Raw genomic sequence first — 14,263 nt, 5'->3', positions numbered from 1 at the left:
CCGGGCGCACCGCGGTCGAGGAGCGCGGTAATCTCAGGAGTTGCGTCGCCGGATGCGCGCACAGTCGTCCACGGACCATCAGTTGTCGGCAGCAAGGAGTTGAGGGGATGACGCCGGAAATCACCACCCGGATCACCGAGGTAATCAACGATCTACGCGTTGAGAGCAACGACCAGGAGGCCGTGCTGCGCGCGATCTCGAAAGCCGCCGTCGACACGATCGACAACGCAGAGTATGCGAGTGTCACGCTGGTCACCCGCGGTCGGATCGAGACACCGGTGATGTTCGGCGATCTCGCGGGCAAGTGTGACGATCTCCAGCGTGAGCTCGGCGAGGGCCCGTGTGTCCGTGCTGCCGTCGACGACATCACGGTGCGCATCGACGACCTCGCCAACGACCCGCGATGGCCCCGGTTCGCCGCTGCGGCAAGCGCATTGGGCGTTGCGTCGATGGCGTGCTTCTGCCTCTACATCGACGGCAACGACTTCGGCGCGCTCAACCTGCACAGCACCACCCCCTTCGCCTTCGACGACGAGACGTGCTCGCTGGCCGAGTTGTTCGCCGCGCATTGCGCCACCACCTTCGGGGCCGTCCGCGAGAAGGAGCAACTGCGCAATGCGCTCGGGTCGCGCGATCTGATCGGTCAGGCCAAGGGCATGCTGATGGAGCGCTACCGGATCGACGCCGACGCCGCGTTCCTGCTCCTCGCGCGCCTGTCGCAGGAGTCGAACACCAAGCTCGTCGACGTGGCCGCCAACGTCGTCGTCGCCGGCCCCGGCACCTGACCGGCCCCGACCCTTCCACCTAGCGCAGGACGTTGGCCTTCGGGAATCCGAGGACCGGGATGCCACCGCGTGCCCGGAAGTTCTTGTAGCCGCTTCCGGCGAGCACATGCGCTCCGGTCTGCTTGGAGAAGAACAGCATCCCCTGCTGGAAGAGTTGGGTGACCCCGGCGCCGTCGGGCGTCAGGGTCGGTACCCCGAGTGCCGTCCCGAGCGTTCCGGGAACGTCGCCGAGGCTGCCGAGCAGGCCCTGGAACGCCGCGGCCGCGGTGCTCACCAGATCACCGGCTCCGGGCACCACCTGATCGGCGATCCCGCCCAGTGATCCCGCGTCCAGGGATCCGAGGTCCAGGGAGCCCAGCCCGCCGGCCGGGCCGGTCGGTGGCTTCACGATCTGCGGCGGGGTGCGCTGGCCCTGCACGGCGAACCAGTCGGACTTGAGGCCCAGCTTCATGCGTGCGTCCTCGCCGGACGCCTCGACGCTGCGGCCGCCGCCGGTGGCCCGCACCTTGAGTGCACGCCCGTTCTCGGCGCCGAGCCCGTTGGCCTGGATCACCTCGAAGCTGTCCAGACTCGGCAGACCGAACGCGCTCGCGATGGCGCTGGGGCTGATCGTGGTGGTCCAGTTGTGGTTCGGTGACGCGGCGTCTCCGTCGTCGACGACCGCCGGGAACCGGCCGCCCGCGGTGTATCCACCGGTGGACGAGGAGAATTCGGTGAATGCCGGCTGGCCGTTCTGCAGCAGGATCTGCCCTGCCGTCGCGTCGGCGGCCTGGTCGCCGCCCGGGTCCTCGCCGGTGACGCCGCCGTAGACCTGCGAGTTCTGGGTGTCGTCGATCTTCTTGCCGCTCGCGATCGCGGCCAGGGCGTAGGTGCGGGCGGCGACGGCCTGGGCCTTCAGCGCCTCCATGCCGCCGGAGGTCGCCCACCCGGGCACGCTCTCCTTGGCGATGACGCCTTTGACGTAGTCGTCGACGTTGAGCCGGTTGGTGACCCGTCCGCCGTCGAGGCCGAGGGAGCCGCGGAATGGCTCGTTGGATCCGCAGAACTTGAGGAATTCGTTGGCCGGTCGGTTCGGGGCCGTGTTGATCGGGTCGGCGAAGGCGGCGTTGACCGTGCGCACGACGGGACCGCCGCAGCCCGCGGTGATCGAGGCGGTGGTGCCGTTGACGGTGACGGCCTGGTTCGGCGCGACCGGTTGCCCACCCACGGACATGCCGGCGTCCGAGCGCACGCTCACGCCACCGCTCTTGTTCGACAGGGCGACGTTGACGATCGGGTTGGCCGGGCGGCCGAACGTCGTCCCGCCGTAGAAGTGTTGCAGGATCTGCCGGTACGACCAGCCCTGCTTGGCGTAGCCGTACGCGCCGTACTGTCCCATCCCGCGGCCGTGACCGAAGCCATGACCGATCAGGGTGATCTCCGAGCCGGCGGTCAGGCCGATCTCGACACGATCCGACGCGGTGACGCCGACGAGACCGACGCCGCCCACGAGCGCGGTGGCCGACACGGCACCGATGACCGTCGACAACCGACGACGCCGGGCGTGGCCCGGTCGGGTGCGGATGGTCAGGACTCGGCCGACCAGGGACGTCACAGCCACGAGGTCTCGTTTCTCATGATCGAATGTTACGTATGTGAATAGTGGGACTCATGTGACGATAGACAAGTCACTTGAATATCACCAACCACAGGAGATAACAACCGCATCACGAGTTGCCTCGGTACGGCGTGGGCGCACGGCTGCAGTGCGCCGACCACGACACGATCGGCGCGCACGCACCACCGACCCGAGGGAGCTGAGAAGACCAGTGCGGTATCCACGACGAAAGCCCTCGGTGGTCCTTGCCGCCGTGGCGATGACCCTCGGCGCGGCGTTGTTCATCGATCTCGGCGCCGAGCGCTCGGCGCCGTCGGTGCGACCGGTCGACACCCATCGCTCGAGCGGGCCCGGCGACGCCGGCGCGATCGACCCCACCGCCACCGACCCCACCGCCACCGACCCCACCTCCATCGACACCGTCGACCTCCGCGAGGTCCCGAATGCGGTGGTCGAACTCGCGCGGTCCGGCCTGGCGCGTGCCGGTATCCGGCTGCCCGAGGTCGATCTGTCCGCGCTCCCCCTGCCCGCCGCGACAGCGCCCTCTACGTCGCCCACAGCGCCCGGCCGCCAACCCGTCGGCGCCCTCGTGAAGCATCTCGTGCGGGACACCCCGTTCAAGATGGTCGGATTCACGTGGAACAAGCCGGTTTGGGACGAGGCCGAGGACGCGACGATGATGCTGCGGGCCAAGGACCCGGTCCGCGGATGGGGTGACTGGGTGGAACTCGAGCCCATCCAGACCTCCACCGACCCCTCGGCCGATCACCCCGGCGGCACCGAACCCGTGTGGGTCGGGGCCGCCAAGGAGATCCAGGTCGCGCTCACCGACGGCCAGAGCGCCATTCCGGCCGCCGATTCCACCGGTGCCGGCCTGGCCGATCTCGTGGTCGGCTCTGCCGGAGAGGTTCTGAAGAACCTCGCGAGCACCGTGCTGCCGGAACTGACGGCGACCCTGTTGAGCCCCGACAGTCTGCTCTCACTGGGGTCGTCGATGCTGACGACCCTTTCGGGTGGTCCGCAGGTGATCTCACGTGCGGCGTGGGGTGCCGACGAGAGCATCCGTTGCTCGCAGCCGACGATCTCCCCCACGCTGAACGGCGCGATCGTCCACCACACCGCGGGCAGCAACGACTACACCCCGCAGCAGTCGGCGGAGATCGTGCGCGGCATCTACGCCTACCACGCACGAACCCTGAACTGGTGCGACATCGGCTACAACGTGCTCGTCGACAAGTACGGGCAGATCTTCGAAGGCGCGTTCGGCGGCCTCGACCGCAACGTCGAGGGCACCCACACCGGCGGCTTCAACAAGAACACCGTCGGCGTCTCGATGATCGGCAACCTCGACGAGGTCGCGCCGAGCGGCCAGATGCTCGCCGCGGTCGGCCGATTCCTCAAGTGGCGTCTGAACCGGGCCGGCCTCAACCCCGCCGCGACGGCCACCCTGACGTCGGAGTACTTCTCCGACAGCAAGTTTCCGCCCGGAACGCAGACGCGTCTTCCGGTGATCGCCGGTCATCGCGATTACAACAACACCAGTTGCCCTGGTATTCAGGGATATCCGGCCCTCGATCAGATCCGGGCACTCGCCGGTGCGGTGGCGCCGACCGCACCCGAATCCCCCGCCCCCGACTCCCCGGCCCCCGAGGCACCGGCACCCGCGCAGTAGTGAATGACGCGCCCCGGCTGGACATCACACCTAACTGAACCACCGAGCCAGCACGCGGGCAACCCCGTCCTCGTTGTTGCCGACGGTGATCTCGTCGGCCGCGGCGAGCGCGGCCGGGTGTGCGTGGCCCATGGCGACACCGTGCGACGCCCACGTGAGCATCTCGACATCGTTGGGCATGTCACCGAACGCGACGGTCGTCGACCCGTCACCTCCGTTGTGGTCCAGCAACTTTCGGAGCCCGGAGGCTTTGTGGGTGTCCGGAAGCGACAGCTCGACGAGTCCGTTGTCGGTGGAGAAGGTGATCTGCGCCAGATCGCCTATGGTTCCGGAAAGTCGTTGCGCAATCTCCGAACTCGGCATTCCGGGGGCACGGACGAGGAGTTTGACGGCGGGTTCGGTGTAGATCTCCTCGTCACCGACCTCGACATGGTCGGGGTTGAGCCACGCGTGCTGATAGCCCGCGGTGGCCACGAACGGCGCGGTGGCGGCGTCGTGCGCGGATCGACCCACACGTTCGGCGGCGATACCGCACCCGGGGATCTGCGCCTGGGCGATCTTGCCGAGTTCGACGAGAATCTCCGGCGACAGTGTCGCCGAGGAGATGATGCGATCGTGCTCGACGTCGTAGAGGATGGCACCGTTGGCGCACACCGCATGTCGCACCGGGATACGCGACCGGTCGAACTGGTCGGTGATCTCGGCGATCCACCGGGGCGGACGACCGGTGGCGAGGACGAACTCGGCTCCGGCGGCACACGCGTTGGCCAGGATCGTCTTGGTGTACTCCGACACCCGGTTCTCGTCGTCGATCAGCGTACCGTCGACGTCGCTGGCGATCAGCGTTGGTCGTGAGAGGGTCACCGGCTCCTTGCCTTCGAGCTTCACCTACGCGACTTCCCTTCTCGCTGTGCCGCTTTCGCCGCCCGTGCCGCCGCCTTGCGTTGCGCTTCCTCGTCCTCGATCACCGCAGCCTGCTCCGGGGTGGGTGCGGTGCCGCCGAGTCGCGTCGGCACCCAGAACTCACCGGCCGGATGCGGGTAGGCGTCCTGCACCTCGTGCAGCACCTCGGTCATCTGCGCGCGCAACCGCGCGGTCTGCTCCTCGACGTCGGCGTCGGCGGGCACGTGGATTGGCGCCCCGTAGCCGACGGCGATCGGGATACCCGCCCGCCCCATCCGACGCTTGCCGCCCTTGGTCCACTGCCGCTGCGCTCCCCACACGATCGTCGGGATCATCGGGACCTGCGCCTCGAGTGCCATGCGCACCGCGCCGGTCTTGAATTCCTTGAGCTCGAAGCTGCGACTGATCGTCGCTTCCGGGTACACCACGACGATCTCACCGGAGCGCAGCGAGTCGACGGCCGCGCGATAGGCGTCGGTGCCCTGCGAGCGGTCGACGGGGATCGTGCGGGTGTGGTTGACCAGGAATCGCATGATGGCCACGTCCATGACCTCGGACTTGATCATGAACCGCGCCCGCCGCCCGACCCGGTACAGACCGAGCGCCGCAGGCAGGAAATCGACGTAGGCCGTGTGATTCACCACCAGCACCGCGCCACCCCGGGTGGGGATGTTGTCGAGCCCGGTGAACCGCAGATCCACCTTCTGCGCGCGGACGAGGGTGTTCGCGATGATCTCCAGGGCCCGGAACACCGGCTCCCGATCCGCGTTGGTCATGCGGTCAGACTATCGGGTCACCGCCCGCGCGAGACTCCGCATCACGGCCTCGCGCGCAGCGGTCCGGCCGTGGACGCACGCACCCGCAGTGACGTCTCGACCAGGGCGGGACCGGGCGGACGCCCCTCGAGGACGTCGCAGATGGCCCGCACCGCGATTCGCCCGGTGCTGCGCGGCGCGAGATCGACGGCGGTGATGTCGGGGCGGGAGAACACGTAGGCGGCGGTGTCGGTGTAGCCGGCGAGCAGCATCTGATGCGGCACCTCGATGCCGTGGGAGAGGAGTACGTCGAGAGCCAACCGGGCCGCGCCGTCGGGTGCCGCGACGATCGCGTCGGGCGCATCGTCGAGCACCGCGGTCACCTCGGCGACGATCTGTTCGGGGTCGGTCGCGAAGTTCACGTCGCGCACGCGAACGTCGTGGTCGGATTCGGCGAAGAGACGATGCAGGTCGGCACCGAAGGCGGTGGTCGACGGGGGAACCAGCGCCGCGATCCGACGCGCCCCCTGGTCGGCCAGATGGGTGAGCAGTGTCTCCACGCCGTGGCGGTGGTCGATGGTGACCACCGCGGCGGCCGTGGCATCCGGCGCGAGGTCACGCTCCAGAGTGACATGCGGAACCGGAAGTCCGCGAACGGTTTCCATCACCGGATCGGTGAGGCTCGGGTCGGAGACGATCAACCCGTCGAGCGCCAGCGCCGCCATCTGCTCGCGCCGGATGCCGGGCGGCACGAGGGTGATCGCGAGCCCCTCACCGATGGCCGCCTCGGCCGCCCCCTGCATCAGCTGCAGGTAGTAGTCGAGGCCGACCGTCTCCTCGGGGATGAACAGTCCGATCACCCCGGCGGTTCCCGAGCGCAACCCGCGGGCCACCGCACTGGCCACGTACCCGAGTCCCGACGCCACCTCGAGGATGTGGGCGCGCGTGCGGTCGGCGACGCGCCCGCGGCCGGCCAACGCATCCGATGCCGTGGTGGTGGACACCCCTGCCGCGCGGGCGACGTCGTGCAGGGTCGCACGGCGAGAACTCATGAAGACCACAGTAAGCGGGCCGAAGATCGGCGGCAGCAACGGTGCGGAGCTTCGGGTAATTCCCCGAACGCAATGTCAACTGCACGTTACAAAATGCCGATTCGAGTGGCCGGAACGTTCCGGCACAGCTGTTATGAACACCAAACCTCGATCGAGGTCACTGATTCCGCAGAGCAGAGAGGGGTAGTCGGTGGCAGCAGATCTCGTCATCACCGGTGCCGCATTGTTCGACCACCCCGGGGTCACCGCGGTGTCCGTCACCGACGGACGCATCAGCGCACTGGGTGCGGCGGCCGAGGCCCTCATCGGGTCCAGCACCCGGGTGCTGACCACTCCGGGTGGCCTCGTCCTGCCCGGATTCGTCGACGCCCACGTCCACGCACCGTTCGCCGGGCGCAACCTGAACTGTCTGTGGCTCAACGACACCGAGGGCAAGAGCGCCTACCTCCAGCAAATCGCCAACTACGCGGCCGCGCATCCGGAGTTGCCGTGGATCGTCGGCGGCGGCTGGGCCATGGAGTACTTCCCCGGCGGCACACCCGACCGTCGCGACCTCGACGCCGTGGTCGGCGACCGACCGGTGTTCCTGATGAACCGCGACGTCCACGGCGCCTGGGTCAACACCAGGGCGCTGGAGATCGCCGGCATCGACGAGCACACACCCGACCCGATCGACGGACGTTACGAGCGCGACACCCACGGATATCCGACCGGGACACTGCACGAAGGAGCGGCATACGCCTTCGACGCCGTCCACGTACCCCGACCCGATCTCGCCGAGTGGCGCGCGGCGATCGTCACCGCACAGCGCCACCTGCACTCCCTCGGCATCACCGGCTGGCAGGATGCGTGGGTCACCCCCGACACCCTGGCCGCCTACCGCGATCTCGGCGACGATGGCGGGCTCACCGCCCGTGTCGTCGGCGCATTGTGGTGGGATCGACACGCTGGTCTCGAACAGCTCGAACTGTTCGCCGCACAGCGCGAACACGGTGCGGCACCGAACTTCTCGCCGACGACGGTCAAGATCATGGCCGACGGGGTGATGGAGAACTACACCGGCGCCCTCCTCGAACCCTATTGCTCCTGCGTGGACCATCGCGGTGCCGGTAAGGGCAACAGCACCGGCAGTGGGCTCAGTTACGTGGATCCCGACACCCTGCAGCGCGCGGTGACCGCATTGGATGCCGCGGGTTTCCAGGTGCACATGCACGCGATCGGCGATCGCGCCGCCCGCGATTGTCTCAACGCCGTCGAGCGTGCCCGTACCACCAATGGCCCCAACGATCTTCGCCATCACATCGCCCACCTGCAGTTGGTTCATCCCGATGACCTCCCGCGCTTCGCCGCGCTGGACGTGGTGGCCAATCTGCAGGCGTACTGGGCCCAGCACGAGCCACAGATGGATGCGCTGACGATCCCGTTCCTCGGCGAACGCCGTGCCGCTCTCCAATTTCCCTTCGCCGATCTCGTCGCGCAAGGCACGCGCATCGCGATGGGCAGCGACTGGGCGGTGACCACCGCCGATCCGCTGGCCCAGATCGAGGTCGCCATCACCCGTCGCGACCCCGACCACCGCGACGGCGAGCCGTTCCTGCCCTGGCAGGCACTCGACCTCGACACCGCGCTACGCGCCTTCACCGCCGGGTCGGCGTATGTGAACCACGATCCGTCGGGCGGGCGGATCGCCGTCGGCGCCCGCGCCGACCTCGCCGTCCTCGACCTCGACATCACCCGCTCAGCCCACCTGCCCACCGACGCCGTCGTCGTCACCACCATCGCCGGTGGCGCCGTGGTCCATCACCGAGGAGATCACTGATGTCCGAACCCGCGACCCCATCCAGCCAGAGCGGAACCGGCCCTGCCGCAACGTCATCGGGACAACTGCACCGCGTCCTCGGTCTACCCGAGCTGATCTTCTTCGGTTTGGCCTACATGGTGCCGCTCACCGTGTTCACGACCTACGGCGTGGTCACCGACGGCACCGAGGGCCACCTGCCGGGGGCCTACGTCATCACGCTGGCCACCATGATCTTCACCGCGCTGAGCTACGGCGCCATGGTTCGCATCCATCCCGTCGCAGGCTCGGCCTACTCGTACACGCAGCGGTCGTTCGGCGGGTCGGTCGGCTTCGCCGCGGGATGGGCGCTGCTGTTGGACTACATCTTCTTACCGATGATCAACTTCCTGGTCATCGGCATCTTCGTCAACGCCCTGTGGCCCGCGGTGCCGGCCTGGGTCTGGGTGGTCGTCTCCATCGCGGTGGTCACCGCCCTCAATGTGCTCGGCATCAAGATGGTGACCCGATTCAACTACGCGCTCATCATCTTTCAGATCGTCTTCATCGTCGTCTTCGTCGCCCTGGCCGTCCGCCACATCATCGGAGATACCGGCACCCCGTCGATCGGCTCGGTGTTCTTCGGCAACGCCCAGATGGGTCTGCTGTTCTCCGGGGCGGCCATCCTGTGCCTGTCGTTCCTCGGTTTCGACGCGATCTCCACCCTGTCGGAGGAGACCCGCGACCCGCGGCGACTCATCCCCCGGGCCATCCTGCTGGTGACGGTCATCGGCGGCGGATTGTTCATCGTGGTCTCGCTCGTCGCCTCGTTGGCCTTCCCGGACTATGTCAACTTCACCGACGTCGACTCGGCGGCGAACGACGTGATGGTCCGGGTCGGTGGGACCGCGTTGGAGACCTTTTTCACCGCCGCCTATGTGGCCGGGTGCTTCGCCTCGGCGTTGGCCTCACAGGCCAGCGTCGGTCGCATCCTGTACGCCATGGGCCGCGACGCCACCCTGCCCAAGCAGGTGTTCGGCCGGATCACTGCGCGGTTCTCGACGCCCGCCAACGCGATCGTCATCGTCGGTGCGGTGTCGCTGGTCGCGCTGACCATCAGCCTGTCCACCGCGGCGGAGATGGTGAGCTTCGGCGCTCTCGTCGCCTTCTCGATGGTCAATCTGTCGGTGATCAAGGTCTATCTCATCGAGCAGCGGCGACGCAGCGCCACCGACCTGGTGCGTTTCGGGGTGCTGCCGCTGATCGGGTTCGGGTTGACGATGTGGCTGTGGACCAGTCTGTCGGCCACCGCCATCACGGTCGGTCTGGTGTGGCTCGCCGTCGGCGTCGCCTATCTGATCTACCTCACCCGCGGATTCCGGCGTCCGGCGCCGACCCTGGACATGCGCGAGGCATCGGTGCCCGTCGCCGACCCGGTCTGAGCGAGCGCGGGGCCACTACTCGCCCCGCTGCTCCCCACCCTGCTGGTCGCGCTCGGCCCGCCGCGCAGCCTTGGCCGCCTGCTCCTGCGCATCCATCCGGTTGGCCTCCTCGAGCGTAGGCGCCGACCCGCCGAGCCGGGCGGGCACCCAGAACTCACCCTTCGGGTGCTCGCCGTAGGCATCCTGCAGTTCCAGCAACTTCTCGCCCATCACCTTGTGCAACTGCGCGGTGATCGCCTCGGCGTCGCCGACGGGCTCGATCGGTTCGGCCACGCCGATCGCGATCTTGTAGCCGGTCCGGCCCAGGCGTTTGGGATGACCCTTGGTCCACACCCGCTGGGCACCCCAGATGACGGTCGGGATGATCGGGGCGTCGGCCTCGAGGGCCATGCGCGCGGCCCCGGACTTGAACTCCTTGAGCTCGAAGCTGCGACTGATCGTCGCCTCCGGGTACACACCGACGAGTTCGCCGCTCTTGAGATAGCTGACCGCGTCGTGATAACTCTGCGCCCCGTTGGCCCGGTCGACGGGAATGTGCTTGAGCGCCCGCATGATCGGGCCCGAATACCGGTTGTCGAAGACCTCTTTCTTGGCCATGAACCGCACATACCGCTTACCCTGGAGATACGCGGGGATGCCGGCGTAGGTGAAGTCCAGGTAGCCGGTGTGATTGATCGCGACCACGCCCGGACCCGACTTGGGCACGTTCTCGACACCGGAGATGCTGAACTTCAGACCTTCGGCCAGCCACAACAACCGCGCCGTGGTGATCACGGTGGAGTACACGGGTTCCATGGGTCGAGCTTAGTGGTCGCGCCGACGCCGCGGTCACACCAGGCAACTCGCCGCCGTGGCACGACGCGGTGACCGAACTCATGGCCATCTCGCGCATCCGCGGGCCCGGCCGAACCGAAGTCCATGCGAGAAGGCACGTCCACCTGCGCTGTCCCTGCTCTCAGCTCGACGGTGTTCACAGCACGACGACACCCCCGCCCGACGCACGCCCAGCCTGCCCCGGAGAGGTTCATGCCCACCACCGAACTGCAATCGACCGTCGCGACCACCCGCGCGGTACTCGGCCCCTTCTACGACTTCCGCGAAATGATCCTGGCCGCAGTGCTCGCCGCACTCGCCGGCGCCACCGGCGCAGCGGCCTGGCTCTATTCGGCCGGTTGGTACGTGACGTTCATGACCGGCAACACCGAGCGAATGGTTCTCGAGCACTATCGCGGCGCCCACCAACTGGGATTCACCGCATTGGCCACCGTCGTCGCCTTCTGCTGCGGCGTCGTGGTCGCAACCCTCGCTCGAATCGGCTTGTGGCGCAAGGCACGTCATGGAGCAACTGTGTTGACCGCCGCCTCCACGACGACCGCTTACGTGTGGGATTCGGCGATCAACACCACCGACCAGGACTACGGAGCGGGCCCGGTGCTGTGTCTGGCCTTCGGCCTCGGCGCTCTCAACACCTCCATCAGCCGCAAGGGCGAGGTGGTGATGCCGCTGTCGTACGTCACCGGGACCCTGGTGAAGATCGGCCAAGGCGCCGGCCTGCACCTCGCGGGCGTCAAACGATGGGGCTGGGTGGCCCACGCCACCACCTACGCGGGCTTCCTGGCCGGTGCCGCGATCGGCGGGGCGCTGTTCACGGTGTTCGGGGAGAACAATTCGCTGGCCACGCTCGCGGTGGTGACCGCGATCATCGCGGTCGTGACATGGCGGTTGGACCACCCGAAGTTCCTGGTACGCGACGGCCACTGAGCCACCGGAGACCCAACCAGGTACCGAGGGCCCACGACGGGTTCGGCGCGGGTCGATAGATTGGATGGGCAACGCGTCACCGCGCGCAGCCCCGCGCACCCCCTCCGAAAGGCCAAACATGCAGATCACCAGCATCGGTCACGCCGGATTCCACATCCAGACCACCGCCGGGTCGATCCTTTGCGATCCGTGGACCAATCCCGCCTACTTCGCGTCCTGGGTGCCCTTCCCCGACAACTCGGAGCTGGATTGGAAGAGTCTCGGGCAATGCGACTACCTCTACGTCTCGCATCTGCATCGCGACCATTTCGATGAGCAGAACCTGCGCGACAACGTCAGCAAGGACGCGACGGTCCTGCTGCCCGACTACCCGGTCCCCGACCTCAAGCGTGAGCTGGAGAAGCTCGGCTTCACCAAGTTCGTCGAGACCACCGACTCGCAGAAGATCACCGTCGACGGCCCGAAGGGCTCGCTCGACGTGATGATCATCGCGCTGCGTGCACCGGCCGACGGGCCCATCGGCGACTCGGGACTGATCGTCTCCGACGGCGAGACGACGGTGTTCAACATGAACGACGCCCGGCCCATCGATCTCGACGTCATCGGTGAGCAGTTCGGGCACGTCGACGTGCACCTGCTGCAGTATTCCGGGGCGATCTGGTATCCGATGGTCTACGACATCCCGCGCCGGTCCAAGGCCAATTTCGCCGCGCAGAAACGCCAGCGTGGCATGGATCGTGCCCGCTCCTACATCGAGCAGGTCGGTGCGACCTGGGTGGTGCCCTCGGCCGGTCCGCCGATGTTCCTCGACGACGACCTGTTCTCGCTCAACGATTTCGGGTCGGGGATCGAGGGTGCCGACAACCCGCGCCCAGGCGACGTGACATCGATCTTCCCGGATCAGGAGACGTTCCTGGAACAGATGCGCATCCACGGCACCGACGACGGGGAGAAGCACCGCGGGCTGATGATGGTCTCCGGGTCGGTCGCCGATTTCACCGGGTCGACACTCAACGAGATCAGCCATCCCTATGCGCCGCATGAGGTTTTCGGCGAGAACAAGCAGGCCTATCTCGAGCGGATGAAGGAGAAGTTCGCCCCGGTCATCGCCGCGGAGAAGGCCACCTGGGCCCCTGCCGAAGGCGACCCGCTGCTCCCCGAACTCAAGGAGCTGTTCGAACCGATCATGGCCGCCTCAGATCTGATCTGCGACGGCATCGGCTATCCGGTCGGCCTCGTGATGGGCGAGGAGACCGTCGTCCTGGACTTTCCCAACCGCATCGTGCGGGAACCCAAGGAGGGAGAGGGCAAGTACCGCTACGGTTTCCGGATCACCCCGGAGATCGTACGAACCGTGCTGCGCGACGACGAACCGGACTGGGTCAACACGATCTTCCTCTCCACGCGGTTCACCACGTGGCGCATCGGCGGCTACAACGAATTCCTCTACACGTTCTTCAAGTGCCTCACCGACGAGCGGATCGCCTACGCCGACGGCTGGTTCTCCGAGGCGCATGACGACTCGGCGTCGATCACCAAGGACGGCTGGGAGATCCAGCGTCGGTGCCCACACCTCAAGGCCGACCTGAGTAAGTTCGGCGTGATCGAGGGTGAGAAGCTGACGTGCAATCTCCATGGCTGGCAATGGGATCTGCCGACCGGCCGCTGCCTGACATCGAAGGGCCACGAGTTGCGGGCCAGTCGACTGGAGTAGCGGCGCCACTCGGTGACGACCGCCCTACCCCCGTTGGATGGACGGGCCCTTCCCGCCCGATGGTTGCGTGCTCGGCCCTCCCCACCCGGTGGTCGAGGTGCACGGCGCCCCAGGCGCCGGGCCTCGAGACCCCTTGTGCCGCGGGGTATCCGGATGACGGTGGTCTGGTTCCAGCGCTGGCGCTGGTGGTCTTGAGGCTCTCCGCACGCGGCTCGGCACCTCGACCATCGGGGGAAACCGTCCACCCGGTGGTCGAGGCCTTCCCGCGCGGGAAGGCTCCCGCCCGTCCCACCCCGGTGGTCGAGGTGCCGAGGAGCGCCAGCGACGAGCCTCGAGACCTCCTGTGCTGACAGGCTTCCGGTCCACGGTGGTTCGAATCCAGCGCTGGCGCTGGTGATCTTGAGGCTCTCCGCACGCGGCTCGCACCTCGGCCATCGGAGGAACCGACCCATCCCGATGGTCGAGGTGCCGAGGAGCGCTAGCGACGAGCCTCGAGACCCCTTGTGCCGAAAGGAGTCCGGTCCACTGGCGGCACCACACCTCGTCCATCGGGTGGGGTTTGTCTCTATGGAGTTTTCAAAGATCGGATGCGGCCCCGGCCAGGCCGGGTGCGGGAATCAGGCTGCTGCGTCGTCGAGTCGCATGGTTCTGCGGTGGTAGGACGGTACGGGTTGTCGTTTCGGGTCGATGCTGGCGGGTGGGATGAGCCAGGGGTGTCGGTCGAATCCGATGATGATGTCCCATCCGCGGTGGTGGACGTCGTCGTGGCAGCTGGTGCAGAGTAGGCAGCCGTTGTCGAGGTCGG

11 protein-coding genes and 1 pseudogene are annotated in these 14,263 nt (G+C 67.5%); 6 read left to right on the top strand and 6 right to left on the bottom strand.

Annotation, left to right across the window (positions count from 1 at the left end):
- Nucleotides 1-107: 107 nt before the first annotated feature.
- Entirely contained in the window at nucleotides 108-785 is a 678-nt protein-coding gene (locus B1964_RS01050; RefSeq protein ID WP_014358480.1) for a GAF and ANTAR domain-containing protein, read from the top strand.
- 19 nt (nucleotides 786-804) lie between these two features.
- On the opposite strand, the gene B1964_RS01045 is transcribed toward B1964_RS01050, so the two are convergent.
- A complete protein-coding gene (locus B1964_RS01045; protein WP_079928467.1) occupies nucleotides 805-2,379 on the bottom strand; it encodes a SpoIID/LytB domain-containing protein in 1,575 nt (524 codons plus the stop codon).
- Nucleotides 2,380-2,593: 214 nt separating this feature from the next.
- Between B1964_RS01045 and B1964_RS01040 the strand changes: the two genes are divergently transcribed.
- Nucleotides 2,594-4,054 carry an N-acetylmuramoyl-L-alanine amidase gene (locus B1964_RS01040; protein ID WP_079928466.1) on the top strand — a complete coding sequence of 487 codons (1,461 nt, stop codon included), beginning with the start codon at nucleotides 2,594-2,596 and terminating at the stop codon, nucleotides 4,052-4,054.
- A gap of 30 nt (nucleotides 4,055-4,084) precedes the next feature.
- On the opposite strand, the gene B1964_RS01035 is transcribed toward B1964_RS01040, so the two are convergent.
- Genes B1964_RS01035 through B1964_RS01025 form a run of 3 tightly spaced genes read right to left on the bottom strand, consistent with a single transcriptional unit; the run spans nucleotide 4,085 to nucleotide 6,764 of the window.
- Nucleotides 4,085-4,918, bottom strand: a complete 834-nt coding sequence (locus tag B1964_RS01035) for an HAD family hydrolase (RefSeq protein WP_172398710.1) — start codon at nucleotides 4,916-4,918, stop codon at nucleotides 4,085-4,087.
- A gap of 20 nt (nucleotides 4,919-4,938) precedes the next feature.
- Nucleotides 4,939-5,733 carry a lysophospholipid acyltransferase family protein gene (locus B1964_RS01030; RefSeq protein WP_014358476.1) on the bottom strand — a complete coding sequence of 265 codons (795 nt, stop codon included), beginning with the start codon at nucleotides 5,731-5,733 and terminating at the stop codon, nucleotides 4,939-4,941.
- A gap of 41 nt (nucleotides 5,734-5,774) precedes the next feature.
- Nucleotides 5,775-6,764 (bottom strand): LacI family DNA-binding transcriptional regulator, encoded by a 990-nt coding sequence (locus tag B1964_RS01025; RefSeq protein ID WP_139765574.1) that lies wholly within the window; start codon nucleotides 6,762-6,764, stop codon nucleotides 5,775-5,777.
- A 190-nt stretch (nucleotides 6,765-6,954) separates the two neighbouring features.
- Between B1964_RS01025 and B1964_RS01020 the strand changes: the two genes are divergently transcribed.
- Together B1964_RS01020 and B1964_RS01015 are read left to right on the top strand one after the other, a co-directional pair.
- Entirely contained in the window at nucleotides 6,955-8,583 is a 1,629-nt protein-coding gene (locus tag B1964_RS01020; protein WP_079928463.1) for an amidohydrolase, read from the top strand.
- Nucleotides 8,583-9,983 (top strand): APC family permease, encoded by a 1,401-nt coding sequence (locus B1964_RS01015; RefSeq protein ID WP_079928462.1) that lies wholly within the window; start codon nucleotides 8,583-8,585, stop codon nucleotides 9,981-9,983. Before B1964_RS01020 ends, B1964_RS01015 begins: the two co-directional genes overlap by 1 nt.
- Before the next feature lie 15 nt (nucleotides 9,984-9,998).
- Here B1964_RS01015 and B1964_RS01010 read toward each other — a convergent pair whose 3' ends face one another.
- Nucleotides 9,999-10,778 (bottom strand): lysophospholipid acyltransferase family protein, encoded by a 780-nt coding sequence (locus tag B1964_RS01010; protein ID WP_079928461.1) that lies wholly within the window; start codon nucleotides 10,776-10,778, stop codon nucleotides 9,999-10,001.
- A 231-nt stretch (nucleotides 10,779-11,009) separates the two neighbouring features.
- On the opposite strand from B1964_RS01010, the gene B1964_RS01005 reads away from it, so the two are divergent.
- Entirely contained in the window at nucleotides 11,010-11,744 is a 735-nt protein-coding gene (locus tag B1964_RS01005) for a YoaK family protein (RefSeq protein WP_006369219.1), read from the top strand.
- Nucleotides 11,745-11,862: 118 nt separating this feature from the next.
- Nucleotides 11,863-13,458 carry a Rieske 2Fe-2S domain-containing protein gene (locus tag B1964_RS01000; protein WP_079928460.1) on the top strand — a complete coding sequence of 532 codons (1,596 nt, stop codon included), beginning with the start codon at nucleotides 11,863-11,865 and terminating at the stop codon, nucleotides 13,456-13,458.
- 617 nt (nucleotides 13,459-14,075) lie between these two features.
- Here the strand turns inward: B1964_RS01000 and B1964_RS00995 are convergent.
- A pseudogene (locus B1964_RS00995) lies at nucleotides 14,076-14,263 on the bottom strand (HNH endonuclease); the annotation flags it as partial.

This window comes from Gordonia sp. i37 (assembly GCF_002043085.1).
GTDB lineage: Bacteria > Actinomycetota > Actinomycetes > Mycobacteriales > Mycobacteriaceae > Gordonia > Gordonia polyisoprenivorans.
The sequence above is the reverse complement of the archived record's forward strand: the minus strand, read 5'-3'. Positions and strand labels throughout refer to the sequence as shown.

What these genes read in the sequence shown, in the direction of transcription:
- B1964_RS01050 (WP_014358480.1), top strand. Translation starts at nt 108, where the DNA reads ATGACGCCGGAAATCACCACCCGGATCACCGAGGTAATCAACGATCTA.
- B1964_RS01010 (WP_079928461.1), bottom strand. Translation starts at nt 10,778, where the DNA reads ATGGAACCCGTGTACTCCACCGTGATCACCACGGCGCGGTTGTTGTGG.
- B1964_RS01030 (WP_014358476.1), bottom strand. Translation starts at nt 5,733, where the DNA reads ATGACCAACGCGGATCGGGAGCCGGTGTTCCGGGCCCTGGAGATCATC.
- B1964_RS01000 (WP_079928460.1), top strand. Translation starts at nt 11,863, where the DNA reads ATGCAGATCACCAGCATCGGTCACGCCGGATTCCACATCCAGACCACC.
- B1964_RS01005 (WP_006369219.1), top strand. Translation starts at nt 11,010, where the DNA reads ATGCCCACCACCGAACTGCAATCGACCGTCGCGACCACCCGCGCGGTA.
- B1964_RS01015 (WP_079928462.1), top strand. Translation starts at nt 8,583, where the DNA reads ATGTCCGAACCCGCGACCCCATCCAGCCAGAGCGGAACCGGCCCTGCC.
- B1964_RS01025 (WP_139765574.1), bottom strand. Translation starts at nt 6,764, where the DNA reads ATGAGTTCTCGCCGTGCGACCCTGCACGACGTCGCCCGCGCGGCAGGG.